Origin of the sequence: Nocardia alni (genome assembly GCF_019038435.1) — a bacterium.
In the GTDB taxonomy this organism is placed as follows: domain Bacteria; phylum Actinomycetota; class Actinomycetes; order Mycobacteriales; family Mycobacteriaceae; genus Nocardia; species Nocardia alni.
Window position 1 is genome coordinate 39,853 of record NZ_JAGPOX010000032.1, and the last position, 19,598, is coordinate 59,450.

At 68.0% G+C, this 19,598-nt stretch carries 17 protein-coding genes and 1 pseudogene; 9 read left to right on the top strand and 9 right to left on the bottom strand.

The genetic code is table 11. The features are described 5' to 3' along the window. Positions 1 to 16 precede the first annotated feature (16 nt). On the top strand, positions 17 to 751 hold the full coding sequence (locus JZ791_RS14925) for a DUF6928 family protein (RefSeq protein ID WP_216895183.1): 735 nt from the start codon (positions 17 to 19) through the stop codon (positions 749 to 751). Between the two features lie 278 nt (positions 752 to 1,029). On the opposite strand, the gene JZ791_RS14930 is transcribed toward JZ791_RS14925, so the two are convergent. Both JZ791_RS14930 and JZ791_RS46490 read right to left on the bottom strand, forming a co-directional pair. Next, positions 1,030 to 1,773, bottom strand: coding sequence for a hypothetical protein (locus JZ791_RS14930; RefSeq protein WP_216895185.1), 744 nt, complete (start codon positions 1,771 to 1,773; stop codon positions 1,030 to 1,032). Positions 1,774 to 1,778: 5 nt separating this feature from the next. Then, a pseudogene (locus JZ791_RS46490) lies at positions 1,779 to 1,835 on the bottom strand (hypothetical protein); the annotation flags it as partial. 143 nt (positions 1,836 to 1,978) lie between these two features. Between JZ791_RS46490 and JZ791_RS14940 the strand changes: the two are divergent. After that, on the top strand, positions 1,979 to 2,980 hold the full coding sequence (locus tag JZ791_RS14940) for an Rpn family recombination-promoting nuclease/putative transposase (protein WP_216895187.1): 1,002 nt from the start codon (positions 1,979 to 1,981) through the stop codon (positions 2,978 to 2,980). Positions 2,981 to 3,138: 158 nt separating this feature from the next. On the opposite strand, the gene JZ791_RS14945 is transcribed toward JZ791_RS14940, so the two are convergent. Continuing rightward, on the bottom strand, positions 3,139 to 3,450 hold the full coding sequence (locus JZ791_RS14945; RefSeq protein ID WP_216895189.1) for a DUF2537 domain-containing protein: 312 nt from the start codon (positions 3,448 to 3,450) through the stop codon (positions 3,139 to 3,141). Further along, on the bottom strand, positions 3,447 to 4,250 hold the full coding sequence (locus JZ791_RS14950; RefSeq protein ID WP_216895191.1) for a TrmH family RNA methyltransferase: 804 nt from the start codon (positions 4,248 to 4,250) through the stop codon (positions 3,447 to 3,449). Before JZ791_RS14950 ends, JZ791_RS14945 begins: the two co-directional genes overlap by 4 nt. A 274-nt stretch (positions 4,251 to 4,524) precedes the next feature. Between JZ791_RS14950 and JZ791_RS14955 the strand changes: the two genes are divergently transcribed. Then, a complete protein-coding gene (locus JZ791_RS14955) occupies positions 4,525 to 4,887 on the top strand; it encodes an FKBP-type peptidyl-prolyl cis-trans isomerase (RefSeq protein WP_216895192.1) in 363 nt (120 codons plus the stop codon). A gap of 64 nt (positions 4,888 to 4,951) precedes the next feature. Here JZ791_RS14955 and JZ791_RS14960 read toward each other — a convergent pair whose 3' ends face one another. Genes JZ791_RS14960 through JZ791_RS14975 form a run of 4 tightly spaced genes read right to left on the bottom strand, consistent with a single transcriptional unit; the run spans position 4,952 to position 9,665 of the window. After that, positions 4,952 to 6,352 carry a sensor histidine kinase gene (locus tag JZ791_RS14960; RefSeq protein ID WP_216895194.1) on the bottom strand — a complete coding sequence of 467 codons (1,401 nt, stop codon included), beginning with the start codon at positions 6,350 to 6,352 and terminating at the stop codon, positions 4,952 to 4,954. Further along, complete coding sequence (locus JZ791_RS14965; protein ID WP_216895196.1) at positions 6,349 to 7,050, bottom strand: response regulator transcription factor; 702 nt, start codon at positions 7,048 to 7,050, stop codon at positions 6,349 to 6,351. Before JZ791_RS14965 ends, JZ791_RS14960 begins: the two co-directional genes overlap by 4 nt. 51 nt (positions 7,051 to 7,101) lie before the next feature. Further along, positions 7,102 to 7,488, bottom strand: a complete 387-nt coding sequence (locus JZ791_RS14970) for a hemophore-related protein (protein ID WP_216895198.1) — start codon at positions 7,486 to 7,488, stop codon at positions 7,102 to 7,104. A 53-nt stretch (positions 7,489 to 7,541) separates the two neighbouring features. After that, positions 7,542 to 9,665: an AMP-binding protein gene (locus JZ791_RS14975; protein WP_216895200.1), complete on the bottom strand. Its 2,124-nt coding sequence runs from the start codon at positions 9,663 to 9,665 to the stop codon at positions 7,542 to 7,544. Positions 9,666 to 9,983: 318 nt separating this feature from the next. Here JZ791_RS14975 and JZ791_RS14980 point away from each other — a divergent pair, with 318 nt between their 5' ends. From JZ791_RS14980 to JZ791_RS15005, 6 genes are all read left to right on the top strand, one after another. Next, entirely contained in the window at positions 9,984 to 14,225 is a 4,242-nt protein-coding gene (locus JZ791_RS14980) for an ATP-binding protein (RefSeq protein ID WP_216895202.1), read from the top strand. Beyond that, a complete protein-coding gene (locus JZ791_RS14985) occupies positions 14,222 to 14,635 on the top strand; it encodes a roadblock/LC7 domain-containing protein (protein ID WP_011207200.1) in 414 nt (137 codons plus the stop codon). Before JZ791_RS14980 ends, JZ791_RS14985 begins: the two co-directional genes overlap by 4 nt. Positions 14,636 to 14,642: 7 nt before the next feature. After that, the gene (locus tag JZ791_RS14990) at positions 14,643 to 15,017 is read left to right on the top strand and encodes a DUF742 domain-containing protein (protein ID WP_024800684.1); all 375 of its coding nucleotides are present in this window, start codon (positions 14,643 to 14,645) and stop codon (positions 15,015 to 15,017) included. Further along, a complete protein-coding gene (locus JZ791_RS14995) occupies positions 14,998 to 15,597 on the top strand; it encodes a GTP-binding protein (protein ID WP_216895204.1) in 600 nt (199 codons plus the stop codon). Before JZ791_RS14990 ends, JZ791_RS14995 begins: the two co-directional genes overlap by 20 nt. 183 nt (positions 15,598 to 15,780) lie before the next feature. Further along, positions 15,781 to 17,277, top strand: coding sequence for a carboxyl transferase domain-containing protein (locus JZ791_RS15000; RefSeq protein WP_216895206.1), 1,497 nt, complete (start codon positions 15,781 to 15,783; stop codon positions 17,275 to 17,277). Between the two features lie 66 nt (positions 17,278 to 17,343). Continuing rightward, positions 17,344 to 18,201 (top strand): aldo/keto reductase, encoded by an 858-nt coding sequence (locus tag JZ791_RS15005; protein ID WP_216895208.1) that lies wholly within the window; start codon positions 17,344 to 17,346, stop codon positions 18,199 to 18,201. 94 nt (positions 18,202 to 18,295) lie between these two features. On the opposite strand, the gene JZ791_RS15010 is transcribed toward JZ791_RS15005, so the two are convergent. Then, the gene (locus JZ791_RS15010) at positions 18,296 to 19,480 is read right to left on the bottom strand and encodes an FAD-dependent oxidoreductase (RefSeq protein WP_308162932.1); all 1,185 of its coding nucleotides are present in this window, start codon (positions 19,478 to 19,480) and stop codon (positions 18,296 to 18,298) included. Positions 19,481 to 19,598 lie beyond the last annotated feature (118 nt).

Consider the following 19,598-nt stretch of genomic DNA (forward strand, 5'->3'; position numbering starts at 1 on the left):
TCGGGAGGTGTCGCAAGTGCCGTCTACTGCTTCTTCCCTCTGGTACGTCGACGCCCCGGATCCGGTGTCGGTCCTGCGTGAGCACCCGGACCCCGACCCGGCCGCCGCGTTCGCCCTGGCCAAACAGCTCAATCCCGATCGCGACGTGGTGCCCGCCGCCTCGGGCACGCTGAAGGTATGGGCCGGACCCGATCCGGGCTCGATGTACATCGGCTGCTATCCGGGCGTCACCGTGGTCTGCGGCGCCCAGGCCGCACTGGGCCATCCGACGCGACTGCCCGAACTGCTCGTCCGCCCCCTGGCCTCCGAACACACCTACCTCATCTCCTACGACGTCAGGCATGGCTGGGGCGCGTTCGCCCATTGGGAGCGTGGCGAATTCCGCCGGTCGTTCAGCTCCACCCGGGTCGACATCCTCGAGGACGAGGGTCTGCCGCTGGTCTGGGAGCGTCCGTACTGGGCCGGGGAACATCCGGTGCGGTTACACCCGGGCGAATTCCCGGATCCGCAAACCCTCCCCTTCGACCCACTCGACTTCGCCGACGGCGCCAACGCCGAATGGCTCGGATTCCGCTACCGCACAAAGGAGCCCGAGCCCGAGCTGACCCCAGCGGATATCGAGGTGTGCGGCTTCAGCCTGTTCCCGAAGGGCCAGGCCCCCATTCCGATCCGCCCGGAGGAACCGAAGACGGACGAGCACGCCGCAAACCGCTGGTTCAACTGGTTGCGCGGCCACGACCGGGTCGGGTGAGTTCGCCCACCCTGTCGGTGAAGCCTTCTCGGAGATGAGCGGAATTCCGCCGCCGTGTCGTCCAGCGCTGGATGAGCTGTCGTCTGCGGGCTTTTGGCTGGATCTATCGTGCGCGCGTGGCAACCCGCGGTCCCAGGAGAATCCGGGTCTCTTCAGGAGTTTGGCGAACAGTCGGCTGGCGTTGTCCGGATTGTCGGCCGCGAGTCGGGCAATGGGCACCGGGCTGACCTCGTCGTCGCGTAGATAGCCCGACAACGTTCCGCGATACCGGCGCCGCGTCAGCAGAGCTGGATCGGCGAACAGTCGATCAGCACGGCGTAGTCGACGTAGAAGCCCAGCCCGTCTAGTTCGTCGTAGATCATCCCGACGCTATCGGCGTCGGTCCACGAATCCGGGAGGGGAAAGTCCGGTTCGGTCCCCGGGCCGTCGAGGCTGCCATGGCGTTCGTAGGTATGTCGGTAGGCCGTCATCAGCACCTCACACACCTGTGAGCCGGGAACAACGACCGTGTCCGAACCATGCACGGCGATGAAGTCGGCTCGCTGCTCGGCTTGCATCCGGCGGCCTTGCTCCAGTTTTTCCGGATTGCGGAACACGGCTTCGGGATACGACGCCTGTAGCTGGGGTACCTCTGCCAGCAAAACCTTGGCTTGGTCGGCTGGGTAGCTCGCCATCGGCCCGCTGATCATCCAGAAGTCCGAGACGGGGACGATACGACCGACCACGATCATGCCCGGTGACAACGCCGAAACCCCGGTGGCCCCCATGTTCGATCGCACGACGTAGGTCAGTTCGTCGATGTGATTGAACGCCACAAACCCGTCATCACCTTCCATATCCAGGATCTCGAAGGTGCCCTGCACATTCTCCAGCCAGCTGCACAGGATGGCGCGATCGGCGGCGGACAGGTCTGGCCGGCTATCGATGAAGCTCTCGATCAGCGAAGTCCAGGAAGGGAGCCGATTCTGCCGGCGATCCCGGTGAGGACCCAGCGCACGACTGGGGTGGTGCGCCGGCGCCACGTGGTGGGCGCTGTGCCACCGGCCCTGATCAGGTTCACCGCAACCGCGAGTAGCCAGTGCACTTGTACAGCGCGACACTGCTTGTCGCGCTGTACATAGTCATGGTCGCGCGGATCGCATTGGTGGGGTGGGGTTTTCGGCGTGTCGGGGTGAATCGCTGTCGGTTGTTGTGGATTCGGGTGGGGTGGGGCTAGGTTGCCGTGTTATGGCTGATACGCCTCCTACCCCTTATGATTCGTTGTTCAAGGAATTGATGGGCAACCAGGAGAACGCTGTCGCGGAGCTGCGTTCTCAGCTGTCCGAGGCCGCCGCGGCGCGGATCGATTGGGGCTGGCTGAAACCGTATCCGGGCAGTTTCGTGCGGCCTGATCTGCGGCAGCGTCATACCGACTTGATGCTCGAGACCCGGCTGATCGACGGGAACGAGGCGTTCCTGTACTGCCTGGTCGAGCACCAGAGTAGCCCGGATCCGATGATGCCCTACCGGCTCGAGGAGTATCGGCTGCGGTTCTGGAGTGCATGGCTGAAGCGGCATCCGGACGCCGAGAAGCTGCCCATGGTGATCCCGCTGGTGATGCACTGCAGCCCCGAGGGCCGCCGCTGGAATGTCCCACAGGATCTGGCCGATCTGATCGACCTGGACGAGCGGACCCGCGTGGCGCTGGGAGAGCTGGTGCCGCGATCACGATATCTGCTCGACGATGTCAACCGGCTGGACGAACCGGCCATGCTGGCCCTGCCCCAGCCTCCAGAGTTGCGGGTGCTCAAGGTGCTGCTGCGGTTCGGTCCCCGCAACCCGGACCTGATCGGCCTGCTGACCCAAGACTACGGCCCTGACCTGCATAAATCATTCAATGCCACAGGCGGGGAACAGCGGTTCGAGTACGTGATGGAGTATATTTTGTTTGTCACCGCCCACTCGATCGGCAAGGGTGATCTACAACCGATATACGAGCTGCTGGGTCCGAGAGCGAAGGAGATCGCCGTGACACTCGCCGAAAAATACGTGGCCGAAGGTGAGGCCCGAGGTGAGGCCCGAGGTGAGGCCCGAGGTCGCGCGCAGACGTTGCTGGAACAGCTGCGGGCGAAGTTTCGGTCTGTGCCCGCCGACGTGATCAACGCCGTGAACAGCGCGGACATTACGCAGCTCCGCACATGGACCGAGCGGGTCCTGACAGCGGATACGCTCGAGGGTGTCTTCAGCTGACAACCGCGGTACACAAGTCGTATGCCGGTGCCAAGGCCACCCGGCTCATTCGAGGGCGAGCCGCACCAGCGAGAATACGCCCGACCCGGGTATCCGCTCCGCCGCCGTGTCCAGCCGATGGGGATGACGTTGCAATGGGGTCGGGGATGCTCAGCCGTCTAGGACACGATCGCGACGACCAGTAGGCCGAACCATGCCAGGGCGATGCCGGCGGCGATGCCTGCGAGCACCCAGCGTACGACCGGTGTGGTGCGCCAGCGCCAGGCGGACGGCGCCGCGCCGCCGACGGCGATGAGGTTTACGGCTACCGCGAGTAGCCAGTGGACCTGGGCCAGTGCGATTCCGAAGGAGTAGACGCCGGCGGCGGTGAGTGCTGCGACCAGGGCCGCGACTGCGATTCCGGCGGCCCATGGCGTTGGTTCCGGGTAGGCGCCGTATCGGGTGCCCTGTGGCCGGGGCAGAGAGCTCATGAGTTACGCACCCTTTCGTAGAAGGCCATCGCGGCGGCGGTGGCCACGTTGAGCGAATCGGTGCCGGGTGTCATGGGGATGCGGGCTCGGATGTCGGTGGCGCACATCGCCTCCTCGGTCAGACCCGGGCCCTCGGCGCCGAGCAGCAGCGCGACCCGCTCGCCGGACAGGGCCTGCGCAAGCGTGGCCGCGGCCGGATTCGGGGTGAGTGCGATGATCTGGAATCCTCTGCTGCGTAACGACTCCAGGCTACCGGGCCACTGCGGCAATCTGGCGAACGGGACGCGCAGCACGTGCCCCATCGAGACCCGCACGGCGCGGCGGTACAGCGGATCGGCGCAGCGATCGCCGAACAGCACCGCGTCCGCGCCGAGCCCGGCCGCGTTGCGGAAGATCGAGCCGATGTTCTCGTGGTCGTTGATGCCCTCGAGCACCGCGACCGTGCGCGCGGAATCCAGCACCGCGTCCAGGTCCGGTTCGGGCGGCCGCCGCGCGGCGGCCAGCACGCCGCGATTGAGATGGAAGCCCACCACCTCGGCCATCACCTCCGCGGTGGCCCGGTAGTACGGCACGTCCACCCCAGCCAGATCGCCGGCCAGCTCCTCGTACCGCCGCGGCACGCCGAACAGCCCGAACGGGATGAACCGCGAGGTCAGCATGCGCTGCACCACCACGACTCCCTCGGCGATCACCAGCCCCTGCCGCTCCGGCAGATCGGGCCGCCGGTCCGCGGACTTGAGGTCGCGAAACCCATCGACCCGGGTGTCTGCGGGGTCGTCTATATCGATCACTACGGCCACGGCGATCCATCCTGCCTTGTCCACACGGCGCCCGAGCCACCGAACAGCATGCCGAGGCGACGACCCGCTCGAGCATGTCCGGCGCCGGCGCTCCGGATCCGCCGCGTCGGTGTCAGGTCCGGACGACGCGCTCGGCGCATGGTTCGGTCGACTCGTCATATTCCGAGGTTGTCGGGGCAATGTGCGCTTGATCATCCATACGGAGTTTCTGGTTTCGCGGGCAACGATATGGTGAACGCTTAACTGGCTAATCCACCGATACGGAAGAGGACGCATGACCAAGCCTGAAGTCGAGTTCCAGGACGGCCCGGCGCCCAGCACGCTGGTGATCAAGGACCTGGTCGACGGGGAGGGCGCGGAGGCGGTGCCCGGCGGCACCGTCGAGGTGCACTACGTGGGCGTCGAATACGACACGGGCGAGGAATTCGACTCGTCCTGGGGTCGTGGCGAATCCATCACCTTCCCGCTGCGCGGCCTGATCGAGGGCTGGCAGGAGGGCATTCCGGGGATGAAGGTGGGCGGGCGTCGCCAGCTGACAATCCCGCCGGAGCTGGCCTACGGTCCCGCGGGCGCCGGTCATCAGCTGTCCGGCAAGACCCTGGTCTTCGTCATCGACCTGATCGACGTCGTCAACTAGAACTTTCCAGCGCCGAGCGCGCAAGAGGCCGCCCACCGGCCGGATATCCGGCCGGTGGGCGGCCTTATCGGTCGGGAAGCTCCAGGACCAGGCGCGCGCCACCCATGTCGCTGTCCTCGAAGTAGGCTCGCCCGCCGTGCAGTTGGGCCTGCTGGGCGACCAGGGCCAGGCCCAGGCCCGAGCCGCCCTTGGTGGCCTGGCTGCCGCGGAAGAAGCGGTCGAAGACCGCGGTGCGTTCGTCGGCGGGTATGCCACGGCCGTTGTCGTCGACGGAGATCACGATGCCCTTCGGGGTGCGGTGTGCGGACACCAGCGCCTGCGTGGCGCCCCCATGCCGGTACGAATTGGTCAGCGCGTTGTCCACCGCCAGGCGTAGTCCGGCGGGCAGACAGCGCGTGATCAGCTCGGGATCTGTGTCGATGCGCACGGCCAGCGTCGGGAAGTGGCGCATGGCGTCGTGTGCGGACTGGTCGACCAGATCGGCGATATCGGTCTCGACGTGGTCGCGTTCGTTGGTGAGCTCGCCGGCGGCCAGTCGTTCCAGCGCGGCGAGTGTCGCCTCCACCCGTTCCTCGCTGCGTTGCAGGTCGGTGAGGATCTCCGCGCGCTGCTGCTCGTCCAGATCCAGGGTGCGCAGCACCTCGAGGTCCGTGCGCATGGCGGTCAGCGGGGTGCGCAGCTCGTGCGCGGACACCGCCGCGAAATCCCGGGCGGTCTCCAGTGCCGCGGCAGTCTCGGCCTGGGCCTTGCGCACTCGTTCCAGCAGATGGTTCACCGCCTCGGCGAGTTGTTCGGCCTCGCGCACGCCCGAACCCGCGACCGGCGCCTCCGCCCCGGTGCCGCTGTGCTGGCTGACCTGCCGGGTGAGATCCACGATCGGCCGCACCGCTCGGCCGCCGAATACCCAGCCCAGCCCGGCAGCGGCGAGCATCGCCAGTCCGGCGGCGCTCAGCACCCAGTGACGCTGTTCGCTGTTCGTGTGATAGGCGTCGTTGAGCGGAATGGCTATCGATACCGTGCGGCCCGCCCGCTGATTCTCGGTGGTGGCGAGCACCCGGTAGGGGGTGTCGTCCAGCGACAGCGTGTACGAACCCGGATCCAGTTGCGGCAGTTCGATGATCGTCGACGCCGATACCGTGCCGTCGTCGCGCACGGTGACGGCCAGATCCTTGTTCGTGTTGACCAGCGACAGCACACCCACGGCGATCACCGGTTGCATCAGCACGAGACGGGAGGCCACGGCCAGTTCCTGGTCGGCCTGGGCGAGGCTGTTGCGCTTGATCGCCAGCACCGACATCCAGCCCAGCAGCGCGGTGATGATGATCGCCCCCAGCGCCGCGGCCGCGGCCACCCTGGTGCGCAGGGAGTAGGAGCGGCGGATGCGCGGGCGGCCCGGTGTGGCGGACCGCGGGCAACTCGAGTCGATCAGGGGGGTGGCTACCGTGGAATCGGCGCCCGTGCTCATTTCGGCGCTCGCAGGACGAACCCGACACCGCGAATGGTGTGCAGCATGCGCGGTGTCCCGTCGCCCTCGAGTTTGCGTCGTAGGTAGCCGACGAAGACGTCGACCACATTGGTATCCGCGGCGAAGTCGTAGCCCCAGACCAGTTCCAGCAGGCGCTCGCGGCTCAGCACCACTCCCGCGTTGCGTGCCAGTGTCGAGAGCAGCTCGAATTCGCGCTTGGTGAGTTCGATCTCACGGCCGTTCAGCAGCGCGCGGTAGCCCGCCTCGTCGACCTCCACCGGGCCCACGGTGATCGCACCCGGCAACAGCTGCGGTACGGCGTCGGTGCGGCGCAGCAGCGCCCGAATCCGGGCGACCAGTTCGGCCAGCACGAACGGCTTGACCAGATAGTCGTCGGCCCCCGATTCCAGCCCGGCGATCCGATCGTCCACCGAATTGCGGGCGGACAGCACGCAGATGGGCACCTCGTTGCCCATCGCGCGTAGCGCCGTCACCACCCCGGCGCCGTCCAGCACCGGCATGTTCATATCCAGGACGAGGGCGTCGGGCGACTGCTCGTTCACACAACGCAGCGCCTCGGCCCCGTCCCGGGCGATGAGCACCCGGAATCCGGATAGCCGCAGCCCCCGCTCGACCGACGCCAACAGATCCTCGTCGTCGTCGACCAACAGGACACTAGGGTTGTCGCGCTCGCTCACAGATTCATTCTGCACAGGTGCGGGCGGCAACTCGGGGAAGGTGACGGAGCTTTAGTAGTTGTGGCAGGAGTCGGCGACGGCCTGCATGGTCTGCTGGAGCTGCCCCGCGCGCGGATCGTTCTGGGCCTGCTGGGCGGCGTTCGGATTCTGGGCGAGGTACTGCTGGACCTCGGCGCGGCGCTGGGCCGGTGGCTCGTTGAACTTCTGCTGCAGCTGCGCCTTCATACTCGGATTCTGATCCAGAATCGAGGCCATCTGGGGGTTCTTGGCATGCAGCGCGCGGTCGACCTGGTCGAAGCTGCAGGTCGTATTCAGCAGCGGCGCCATCATGTCGGTGGGGTCGGCGGCGGCGATACCGGGGGTGAGGAGGGCGGCGGCGGTGGTCAGCCCGCCGACTGTGAGGGCGATACCGGCGAGGCGTGAACGCGGCGAGATCATGCCTCGACTCTAGGCATCAGCTCTGGGATCGGTGTGAACCTACTCTGAGAAAACTATGAGGACGAGACCGATGGATCTCCCGAGCCCGCGGGGGCGGGCCCGGGATGGCGGCCGACCATGATCTGGTCGGCCAGTGCGATCAGCACGTCCGGATCCTCGATGGTCGCGGGCATCTCCCAGGGGTCACCCGACACGATCTGCCGCATCGTCCTGCGCATGATCTTGCCGGACCGGGTCTTGGGCAGCGCCTGCACGATCACCACGTCGTGCAGCGTCGCGATGGCCCCGATCTGTGCGCGCACCCGGGCGATCAGCTCCTCGCGCAGTTCATCCGGGTCGACCGGGACGGTCTCACCGGTCGCGTCGGTCTTGAGTACCACGTAGGCGATCGGCCGCTGACCTTTGAGCTCGTCGGGAATGCCGATCACCGCGCATTCGGCGACCGCGGGATGTCCGGCGACGGCGGCCTCGATGCCGCCCGCGGATAGTCGGTGCCCGGCCATGTTGATCACATCGTCGCTGCGGCCCAGGACGTATAGGTAGCCGTCCTCGTCGAAGTAGCCGGAATCGCCGGTCAGGTAGTGGCCGGGGAAGGCGGAGAGATAGGACTGTTCGAATCGCTCGTCGTCGCCCCATAGGCCGGTCAGGGTGCCGGGGGGCAGCGGTAGCCCGATCACGATATTGCCCTCGGTGCCCACCGGCACCGCGTCGCCCTCGTAGTCCAGCACCCGCAGCCGGTAGCCGGGCACCGGCAGCGAGGCCGAACCGATCTTGATCGGAAGCTCTTGCAGGCCCAGCGGGTCCGCGCAGATCGGCCAGCCGGTCTCGGTCTGCCACCAGTGGTCCACCACCGGGCAGTCGGGATGACTCTCCAGCAGGACGTCGCGGGTCCATTCGAGGGTCGCCGGGTCCAGCCGCTCCCCGGCGCAGAACAGCGCCCGCAGCGTGGACAGGTCGTACCGGTGGGCCAGGGCGGCCTCGGGGTCGGCGCGGCGGATGGCGCGCAGTGCGGTGGGTGCGGTGAACATGACGTGCACCCGGTGCTGCTCGACCAGCCGCCAGTAGGTTCCGGCGTCCGGGGTGCCGATCGGCTTGCCCTCGTACAACACGGTGGTCGCGCCGATGAGCAGGGGCGCGTAGACGATGTAGGAGTGTCCGACCACCCAGCCGATATCGGACGTGGTGAGCATGACCTGCCCCGGCGACATGTCGTAGATGTAGCGCATGGACCAGGCCAGTGCGACCGCATGGCCGCCGTTGTCGCGCACCACGCCCTTGGGTCTGCCGGTGGTGCCGGAGGTGTAGAGGATGTAGAGCGGGTCGGTGGCCGCGACGGGCACCGGATCGGCCGGTTGCGCGTCAAGGACCATATCCTCCCAATCCAGCCACTGGGCGGCGACGCTTTCCGAGGAACCGGGTAGTCGGTCCGTAGCGGGTTGCGGGGCGGCGAAGCGCAGCGCCGGGAAGCCGGCGCGGTGCTTGACCACCACATGTCTGGGCACGGTAGTGCGCGCCAGCTCGAGCGCGTCCAGCACGATCGGCGGGTATTCGATCCGCCGGTTGGGTTCCAGGCCGCCGGATGCGGTGACGATCAGCACCGGCTCCGCATCGTCGATGCGGGCAGCCAGTTCATGTGCGGCAAATCCGCCGAAGACCACCGAGTGCACCGCGCCGATTCGGGCGCAGGCCAGCATCGCGATGACCGACTCGGGAATCATCGGCATATAGATAATGACGCGATCGCCGGGACGCACCCCCAGTCGCAGCATCGCACCGGCCAACCGGGCGACCTCGTCCAGCAGCTCGGCGTAGGTATAGACGACTGTGGCGCCCGTCATAGCGGAGTCGTATATTAGGGCCGGTTGATCGGCGCGACCTCCGATGGGAAAGCTTTCATCCCCGGGGGATGACGAATCGGTGTCGGAAAGATCACGGCCCGAGGTATCCTCCGTCGAGGGTGCTTGCGGTGTGATATCGCGCACATGCCGATCCAGCGCGTTGTAGGAGGTGTTCAAGCGAGCGTCCGGGAACCAGCGGGCCGTCGGACGGGCCGCACCGTCGAGGATCTGAGTGGGTGGAACATCCCAGCTGACAGCCTCCGCGGCGGCACGCCAGAAGTCCGACGGGTCGACCAGGCTCGTCTGGTAGGTGGGCCGGTACTCCTGCTTCGCCTTCAACCGTGTGACTCCCTGCCTCGCCTCGATGCCCGCCTCGATAGATCAGCCTGATTGTGGCAGACTTCACGCGACGTCCGGGCGGACGTTGCGACCTTTGATTTTGTCTGGAACCGGCAGGTCAATGGCTGAAGGTTGCCAAGAGGTCACACAAGAAGTTATTGATCCGTTAGAATCGCATGTCACATATTTCGGCCGTCAAGGACGCACATTCACGGCCTGCCGCAGTTCTCGGCCAGGTGTGCCCAACGAGCCCAGCCATGCGATTGTGGAGGCTCGCTGATGGCGCATGGCTGGGGCCAGTTTGGAAAGTGAGTGGAGATGCGTGACGCCGCTAGGTCCGGCAACAAGCGTTGGGCGCTTAGCAACTGGGACCTGCGTTGGAAGGTTACGGCCGTCCTTGCCGTCCCCCTCCTTGTATCGGTGGTGCTCGGCGCGTCCAGGATCGCGGCCCAGTTCAGCGACTCGAGTCAACTGAACACCTCGGTCACCCAGGTGTCGGCGATTCCGGCAGTGACCGGGCTCAGCGCCGCGTCGGCGGTGGTGTCCGGTGAGCAGATGGTGGAGATCGGCCCGGGGCAGTCCCTGGTGCAGGACGCCGACCTCACCCAGTTGGACGGGGCAATCCAGGCCGCACAGAAGGCCGCCCCGCGGTTGGACGGCGTGCCCGGTGGCCGGGCGGCCATCGACGGGATGATCACGGGTGCGCAGGCCGTCCGGGCCGGCGGGAAGAACCCGACGCCGACCGTGCAGGACGCCCTCAACCAGGAGGAGGCGATCCGCCAGAGCAGTGTCCGCACCACCGAGGCGATCACCGCGACGATCTCCGATCCGGGCGTCGACGCGGCCAAGCAGCGGTTGGTCGACTCGCTGAACACCCGCGCGGTGATGGTCTCCGAGGCCGCGGGCCTGGCGGAGGCGTTGCGCGGCGACCCCAAGGGCGGCGTGCAGGACCTGCTGATCGCGGAGAACACCGAGCGGCAGATGCTGAACATCCTGTCGCATCGGTTCCCGGACGGTGATCCGACGATCGCCCAGCTGACCAGTTGGGTCACCAAGCGGATCCAGCTCACCACCGGCTCGCAGGTCGCCGCCGGGCAGATCCCGATCCAGGATTTGCGGCAATCGGTGCTGGACAGCCTGAACGTCTATCAGACGGTCGTGAACAAGGCGAGCTCCGACATCATCTCGCGCGTCAACGTCCTGGCGGACAACGCCCGGACCGGCGCGATTCGGTATGCCGCGATCGTGATCGTCACCATCATGGCCGCGTTGATGCTCGCGGTGGTGATCGCCCGCTCGATGATCGTGCCCCTGCGCAGGCTGCGCTTGGCCGCGCTGCGCGTGGCCGAGTACGACCTCGGCCACGAGGTCGCGCGGCTGCGTGACGGCGCCAGCCCCGAGGAGGTGCCGCTCGAGCCGATGCCGGTGCCCACCGACGAGGAGGTCGGTCAGCTCGCGCGCGCCGTCGACGACATCCACGGGCAGGCCCTGCGCCTGGCCGCCGACCAGGCCTCGATGCGTAGCCAGGTCAACGACATGTTCGAGACCCTGGCCCGGCGCTCCAAGTCACTGGTCGACCATCAGCTCTCGCTCATCGAGGCGATGGAGTACGACGAGAAGGACCCGCGCCTGCTGGAAAACCTCTTCCGGCTGGACCACCTCGCCGCCCGTATGCGGCGCAATGGTGACAACCTGCTCATTCTGGCCGGTACCCGGCAGCGCCGCGGTAAGTCCGCCCCCGTGGAGATCGCCGACGTGCTGCGTGCGGCCATCTCCGAGGTGGAGGACTACGAGCGGGTGAAGCTGGGCGCGACCCCGCGCGGCGCCATCACCGAACCGGCGGCCTCGGACTTGGCGCACCTGTTCGCCGAGCTGCTGGACAACGCGCTACGCGCCTCGCCGCCGGAGACCGATGTCAAGTTCACCTTCGCGCAGGCCCACGATCAGGGCCTGCTCGTCGAGGTCGCCGACCGTGGCATCGGTATGCCCCCGGCCGAGATGGCCGATATCAACCGCCGCCTCGAGACCACGGCCGAGGTCGGTCCGGACACCGCGCGGCACATGGGTCTGTTCGTGGTCGGCCGCCTGGCCGAGCGTCACGGATTGACGGTGCGGCTGCGAGCGACATTCGACACGGCCCGCGATCCGGGTGTCACCGTGACGGTGCACCTGCCCAAGCCGATCATCGTGCCGCCGGTGGGTGGCACGATGTCGGTGCCGACGCAGGCGAACCTGCAGTCGATCACCCCGGCGAAGCCGCGGCCGACGGCGGATCAGTCAGGTATTGCGGCGTCGATGCAGACGCGTGCGGTCACCCGCACCCCGAGCGGCAACATGATGGTCACCGTGGATCCCGGTGCGGGCGGGCAGCTCGCGGCCGGTGCGGACGATCGCACCGCGGCGGTCGACGACGGTGTCGCGGGCGGGCTCATCGGTGCGGCCGGTGGTGCGGCGGCCAATGGTCTGCTGGACGCGCCGAGCCGGGGCGATCAGAGCGGCGCCGACTCCGGCGGTGCGGACCGGATCGGTGGCCTGCCGCGGCGTCAGCCGGGAACCTCGGTGTCCGGCGGACTGCCACAGCGTCAGCCCGGGACGAACGGTCCCACGGTGCGACAGAACGTCGCACAGCGTGGATCCGACGGTCTGCCGCAGCGCGAGCCCGGTGCGAACGGCCCGCAGGCGCCGGCCGCGCAGCCGGGTGCGAATCTGCCGCAGCGTCCGGCCGCCGCCGGTGGCCTGCAGCCGCAGGCGAGCCTGGCCGCGAATATGCTCAAGCGCCAGCCCGGTGCGGCGGGGCAGCCGCCGCGTCCGGGTGGTCCGGGTGGTCTGCCGCAGCGTCAGCGTGGCGGCGGTAACGGTCTGGGCGGTAACGGCCTGCCGCAGCGCGAACCGGGTTCGGGCGGCATACCGCCGCGCGATGCCGGATCCGGTGGTTTGCCCCAGCGCGGGCCCGGTGGGCCGGGTCTGCCCGAACGTCCGCCGACCAACCCGAACCTGCCACTGCGTGAGACCGGCGGCTCGGGTCTGCCGGAACGTCCGCCGACCAACCCCGGTCTGCCGTTGCGGGAGCCCGGAGCGGGCGGCCTTCCCCAGCGCGGCGCGGGCGGTCTGCCGCAGCGCGGCGGCGCAGGTAACGGTCTGCCTCCGCGTGATCCGAGCGGCGGTCTGCCGCAACGGGATTCGCTGGCGGGTGGTCTGCCGCCGCGGGATCCCGCGAGCAACGGTCTGCCGCAGCGCGATCCGAGCGGTTCGGACGCCGACGGCCGCGATGTCGGCGGTAACGGTCTGCCCAAGCGTCAGCCCGGCGCCAACGGTCTGCCGCGGCGCGGCGCGGGTGGTCTGCCGCAGCGGGATGCCGGCGGGAATGGTCTTCCGGCACGCGATGCTCTGGGCAATGGTCTGCCGCAGCGTGACACGAATGGCGGGTTGCCGCAGCGGGACACGAACGGTGGTTTGCCGCAGCGTGATGCGAGTGGTGGTTTGCCGCAGCGTGACACGGGTGGTGGTCTGCCGCAGCGTGATGCGAACGGTGGCCTGCCGCAGCGTGACACGGGTGGCGGTTTGCCGCAGCGTGATGCGAACGGTGGCCTGCCGCAGCGTGACACGAGTGGTGGTCTGCCGCAGCGTGACACGAACGGTGGCCTGCCCCAGCGCGATTCGAATGGCGGTCTTCCACGGCGCGATCCGCTGGGCGATGGTCTGCCGCAGCGGGAGTCGGGTAACGGTCTGCCGCGGCGCGATCCGCTGAGTGATGGTTTGCCCCAGCGAGAGCCGTCGAGCGGTGGTTTGCCGCAGCGGGATCCGCTGGTCGGCGGGCGGTCGAAGCGGGATCCGCTGACCGGTGATCTGCCCTCGGGTAACGGTCTGCCGCAGCGCGATTCGGGCGGTGGCCTGCCGAAGCGAGAGGTGACCGGAACCGGTCTGCCGCAGCGGGATGCGGGTGGTACAGCCCTGCCGGAGCGTGATCCGGGTCTCGGCGGTCTGCCGCGCCGGCAGCCGGGCGCCGGATTGCCGCCGCGGCCGCTGCCGACACCGGGGCTGAGCCTGCCGCGCGCGCCGGAGCGGGAGGCCGAATCCGCGGACCTGTCCGAGGACTCGGGTGACGGGCGCGAGCGCGGCCGCCACAGCTTCCGGTCCAACCCGCAGAAGACGGCCGCGTTCTTCCAGACTCGTCTGCAGCCCGCGGAGGAGACCCCCGCCACCATGGCGGACAGCCCGATCTTCGCCGAGATGATGTCGGCTTGGCTGTCCGATCCGAACTCGGACCGGTCTCAGATGGCCGCCGCCTTCGAATCACCGGGTGATGAGGGCTGGGAGGCCGCCCGGCGGGCCATCGAGACCCCCTCGGAGAAGCGCACCGAATCCGGATTGCCGCAACGCGATCCGGGTAACCGGCTGGTGCCCGGTGGCGTTCATGCGAAGGCCGACCGAGCCCCGGCTGGTGGCCGCGGGCGTGACCCCGAATCCATCAGGTCAAGTCTGAGTCGTCACCAGCAGGGCGTCCGGGATGGCCGCGCAATGAAGGCAATGAACCTAACCGGAGATAAAGGAGACCGATGAACCCCGATCTAGGTGGTACGAACCGTCAGCTGGACTGGCTGGTTTCGAACTTCGCCAACGAGGTTCCTGGCGTCGCTCATGCCGTGCTGGTTTCGGCGGACGGCCTGTTGATGGCCGCGAGCGCTCAGTTGCCCGTAGACCGTGCCGAGCAGTTGTCCGCTGTCACCGCGGGGCTAGCCAGCCTCTCGGTGGGCGTGTCGAACCTGTTCGAGGGCGGCACCGTCCTGCAGTCGGTAGTCGAGATGGAACACGGCTACCTACTCCTGATGGCCGTCGGCGACGGGTCCTATCTGGCGGTGCTGACGAATACGTCCTGCGATATCGGCCAGGTCGGATACGAGATGGCGCTGCTGGTCGAGCGAGTGGGCCAGACAGTCCAGGCCACACCTCGCGTCACGATGGGTTCCTGATGGTGGGATGGACATAGACAACCAGCGCATGGGGAGCGCCGAGCCCAGCCTCGTACGCCCGTACTCGTTGACCGCCGGTCGGACACGGCCGACGGTCGAGTTGGCGTTGGAGGCTCTCGTCGCATCGCATCCGGTCGCCCTGGAGCGGCAGTTCGAACTCACCAACATCGAGACGTCCATCGTGGAGTTGTGCAGGGAGTCGCCATCTGTCGCCGAACTGGCCGCCCGGCTGGGTATTCCGATCGGGGTGGCAAGAGTCCTCGTCGCCGACCTCATCGAGGCCGGACACGTACGAGTCTCGGCGACATTGAAAGACGATTCGAGCGACGATGAACGTCGCGAGCTGATCGAAAGGGTTCTCAGTGGACTCCGGCGTATATGATTCGACGGCCGTCGATACGCGCACGAGTAAGCCGACTTCGGCGAAAATCGTGGTCGCCGGCGGTTTCGGTGTGGGTAAAACAACCCTTGTCGGTGCCGTATCGGAGATTGTTCCGCTACGCACCGAGGCCTTGGTGACCAACGCCAGTGTTGGCGTCGACAGCCTGGCCGCCGTGCCGACGAAGGCCACCACCACGGTGGCCATGGACTTCGGCAGGATCAGCCTCGCCGATGACCTGGTGCTCTACCTGTTCGGCACACCTGGGCAGTACCGCTTCTGGTTCATGTGGGACGACCTGATCCGCGGCGCCATCGGCGCCGTGGTGCTGGTCGACACCCGTCGGCTGGAGGACAGCTTCGCGGCGGTCGATTATTTCGAAGCGCGCAGCCTACCTTTCCTGGTGGCCATCAACGAGTTCGACGATGCGCCCCGGTATCCGACCGAGGACATCCGCCAGGCGCTGGCGGTCCCCGCGGATGTGCCGATCATGTCGATCGATGCGCGCCGGCGTGAGCCGGTGAAGCAGGCGCTGGTCTCGGTCACCGAGTACGCGCTGCGCAAGGTCGTCCAGGGCTACTGAGCGGTCCGGTATTCCGAAGGGCATTACATACCGCGGCGTGTTCCGGCGCTACGGCACAGGTACTCGCCCTGCAGGGATACGCACCCGCTTCAGCGCGCTGGAACCGGTGCGTATCCCTGCCGAGGGCGAGGCACCCTCGCCGCTTCGGGCTGCTCGGAATAGGGCGACGGCTAGTCTCGTGCTGTGAAGATCTCGGCGCGGGAGTTGCTGGACGAACTGCTCGACCCCGGCTCGTTCGTGAGCTGGGATCGAGCACCTGCCGAGATACCCGCCACGGCGCGGTATCGCGCGGAGTTGCGCGCGGCGGCCGTGCGGGCCGGGACCGACGAGTCCGTCCTGACCGGTGAGGGACGTCTGCGCGGCCGCCGCATAGCCGTGATCGCCTGCGAATTCGGCTTTCTCGCCGGATCGATCGGGGTGGCCGCGGCCGAGCGGATCGTGTCCGCGGTCGAGCGCGCCACCGAGTTGGGGCTGCCGCTGGTGGCCTCACCGACCTCCGGCGGCACCCGAATGCAGGAGGGCACGGTCGCGTTCGTGCAGATGGTCAAGGTCGCCGGGGCCGTGGCGGCGCATAAATCGGCCGGGCATCCGTACCTGGTGTATCTGCGCGATCCGACGATGGGCGGGGTATTCGCGTCCTGGGGTTCGCTGGGGCATATGACATTCGCGGAGCCGGGCGCGTTGATCGGCTTCCTCGGTCCCCGGGTCTATCGGGCGCTGTACGGCCGGGACTTTCCGGAGGGGGTGCAGACCGCGGAGAACCTGTATCGCAGCGGCGTGATCGATGGCGTCGTCCCGGTGCGGGTGTTCCGCCGGATCGTGCATCGGGTGCTGAATGTGGTGATCGGCGACCCGGTGCACAGCCCCGTGGTCGACGTGCCCGGTCCGGATGCCGCAGCGGTCCCGGATGATCGTCGCGCCGTGTGGGATTCGGTGCTGATCTCCCGCCGCCCGGACCGGCCGGGCATCCGTGAGCTGCTGCGTCGCGCGACCGACCGGGTTCCGCTCAGCGGCACCGGACAGGGTGAAGCCGATCGGACAGTGGTGCATGCCCTGGCCCGCCTGCGGGGTCGGGAGTGCGTGATATTCGGCCACGATCGCGCCGGTCAGACCGGCGAGAACACCATGGGTCCGGCCGCGCTGCGCGAGGCCCGGCGCAGTATGCAGCTGGCGGCCGAGCTGCGATTGCCACTGGTCCTGGTGATCGATACCGCCGGTGCGGCCCTGTCACGCGAGGCCGAGGAGCGCGGTCTGGCCCCCGAGATCGCCCGCTGTCTGGCCGATCTGGTGACACTCGACACCCCGACCGTTTCGGTGCTGCTGGGACAGGGCAGCGGCGGCGGCGCGCTGGCCCTGCTTCCGGCCGACCGGGTCCTGGCCGCCGCTCACGCCTGGCTGGCGCCGCTGCCCCCGGAGGGCGCCAGCGCCATCGTCTTCCGTGATACCGGGCACGCACCGGAACTGGCTGCGGCACAGCGCATCCGCGCGGCCGAACTGCTGGCCGACGGCGTGGTCGATCGCATCGTGCCCGAATTTCCCGACGCCGCGGACGAGCCGACCGCGTTCGCCCGGCGCATGGTCGACGCGATCGCGGGTGAGCTGGCCGAGTTGCGGAGCAGGCCGAGTGAGCAGCTGCGTGCCGTCCGGCGGCTGCGGTACCGTCGGTTGGGTTTACCGTGAGATTGCCATATCAACACGCGAGGAGCGTTCGTTGACGGTTCGGCGAACCGCTTCTACCGTCGCATTGTGACCTATCGCAGCGAGACCAGCGCAGTGCCGTCGATAGTGTTGATCGACGGGAAGGTGATACCCAAGCTCGGCTTCGGTGTGTTCCAGGTTCCCGAGTCCGCGACGGAGGCCGCGGTGATGTCGGCGCTCGAGGTGGGATACCGCAGCATCGACACCGCGGCGGCCTACTCCAACGAGACCGAGGTCGGTACGGCCGTGCGCAAATCCGGCCTGCCCCGCGACGAGGTCTACCTCACCACCAAGCTGTGGAACGCCGATCAGGGCTACGACTCGACGCTGCGCGCCTTCGACGCCAGCATGGAGCGGCTCGGCCTCGACTATCTGGATCTCTATCTTATTCACTGGCCGGTAGCTGCGGCGGATCGCTACCTCGACACGTTCCGGGCGTTTCAGGCGCTGAAGTCACAGGGTCGGGTTGGCTCGATCGGTGTGTCGAACTTCAAGGTCGAACATCTGGAGCGGGTCATCGGCGAGACCGGCGAGACCCCGGTGCTGAACCAGATCGAGCTGCACCCCAACCTCGTGCAGGCGCAACTGCGCGCCTTCCATGCCGAACACGGCATCGCGACCGAAGCGTGGAGCCCGCTGGGTCAGGGGACCGTCCTGAAAGATCCGGTGATCGCCCGGATCGCGCAGGAGGCCGAGCGCACCCCCGCCCAGGTGGTCATCCGCTGGCACATTCAGCTGGGCAACATCGTCATCCCCAAATCGGTGACGCCCTCGCGCATTCAGGAGAACTTCGACGTGTTCTCCTTCGAGCTGACTCCCGACCAGATGCGAGAGATCACGGCCCTGGACAGCGGAACCCGCACGGGCCCCCACCCGGACACCTTCACCGTCGGCTTGGATGTGTAAGACACAGGACGCCAGCCCAAGCCGCAGGACGGCAAGCTGCCGGGTACGCCCAAAATCGGTTCGGCTGTCAACCGCCGCCGCGCGTGCACAACAGTCAACGGCTCTCAGTCGTGCGCTGAAGTCGCGGAGAGGCGGAACGGAGGTGGGCGAGGAGTTCGACGGCCGCCGCGCGGCCGGCGCGGTTGGCGCCGATGGTGCTGGCCGAGGGGCCGTAACCGAGCAGGTGGATGCGCGGATCGGCGGCGACCTGGGTGGCCAGGCGGCCGGTCATGGTGATGCCGCCGCCGGGGCCGCGCAGTCGTAGTGGGGCCAGATGATCCAGCGCGCTGCGGAATCCGGTGGCCCACAGGATGACGTCGGCGGGCTGGAACGTACCGTCCTGCCAGCGCACGCCGCCGGGTTCGATGCGGGCGAAGATCGGATGCCAGTTCAGTACGCCGCGGGCGCGGGCGGCGCGGATGCGGGCGTCGACGGGCAGCCCTGTCACCGACACCACCGAGCGCGGCGGGAGGCCGCGGCGCACCCGGTCTTCGACCATCGCGACGGCCCGGCGGCCGATCTCGGGGGTGAAATCATCCTCGCGCCAGCGGGGTTCGGTGCGTGCTGTCCAGGTGGTCGTGGTCACCCGGGAGATCTCGTCGAGCAGTTGTACCGCCGAGATTCCGGCGCCGACCACCACGACGTGTTTACCGGCGAATTCGTCAGGGGTGCGGTAGTCGTGCGCGTGCAGCTGTCGCCCGGCGAAGGTCTCGGCGCCGGGATAGTAAGGGATGAAAGGCTTTTCCCAGGTGCCGGTCGCGTTGATCAGGCCGCGCACCCGCAGGGGCGGTTCGAAGGTGGTGGGAGGCGTTGGCGTGCCGGTGGATTCGGCCGCGACCGTCTCGGCGTGCAGCAGTCCGTCGACTGCCTGCGCCGGGCAGGTGGCGGGCGTGGATCTGTCGCAGACCACCCGCACCGACACCGGACGCCGTACCCGCAGGTCGAAGCGCTTCTCGTACTGTGCGAAATACTCCGGTACGGCGGTGGCGGCCTGCGCCTGCTCCGAACCGGGGGCCAGAACCTCGGCGAACGACATACCGGGCAGGTCGTGCACTCGATTAACGGTGGTCAGCGTCAGCGACGGCCAGCGGAACTGCCAGGCCCCGCCCGGTCCGGGCGCGTGGTCGACGATCAGGAAGTCCTGTTCCGCCCGCAGGCCGAGGCGCTGCAGATGGTATCCGGCCGATAGTCCGGCCTGGCCGGCGCCGATCACCAGGATCTCGACATCGGGTGCGTCCACGACCGCCAACGGTACGCGGGGTGCGTCGAGTGCGGCCGGGCAACCTGTCGCCGCATACAGTGATGATATTGACGATGATATTGACGACCGAACCACTACCGCAGAAATTCGGGGAGGC

Excerpts from the sequence above, each read along its gene's own strand:
- JZ791_RS14940 (WP_216895187.1), top strand. The coding sequence starts at position 1,979 with ATGGCTGATACGCCTCCTACCCCTTATGATTCGTTGTTCAAGGAATTG.
- JZ791_RS14945 (WP_216895189.1), bottom strand. The coding sequence starts at position 3,450 with ATGAGCTCTCTGCCCCGGCCACAGGGCACCCGATACGGCGCCTACCCG.
- JZ791_RS14955 (WP_216895192.1), top strand. The coding sequence starts at position 4,525 with ATGACCAAGCCTGAAGTCGAGTTCCAGGACGGCCCGGCGCCCAGCACG.
- JZ791_RS14960 (WP_216895194.1), bottom strand. The coding sequence starts at position 6,352 with ATGAGCACGGGCGCCGATTCCACGGTAGCCACCCCCCTGATCGACTCG.
- JZ791_RS14970 (WP_216895198.1), bottom strand. The coding sequence starts at position 7,488 with ATGATCTCGCCGCGTTCACGCCTCGCCGGTATCGCCCTCACAGTCGGC.
- JZ791_RS14980 (WP_216895202.1), top strand. The coding sequence starts at position 9,984 with ATGCGTGACGCCGCTAGGTCCGGCAACAAGCGTTGGGCGCTTAGCAAC.
- JZ791_RS14985 (WP_011207200.1), top strand. The coding sequence starts at position 14,222 with ATGAACCCCGATCTAGGTGGTACGAACCGTCAGCTGGACTGGCTGGTT.
- JZ791_RS14990 (WP_024800684.1), top strand. The coding sequence starts at position 14,643 with ATGGACATAGACAACCAGCGCATGGGGAGCGCCGAGCCCAGCCTCGTA.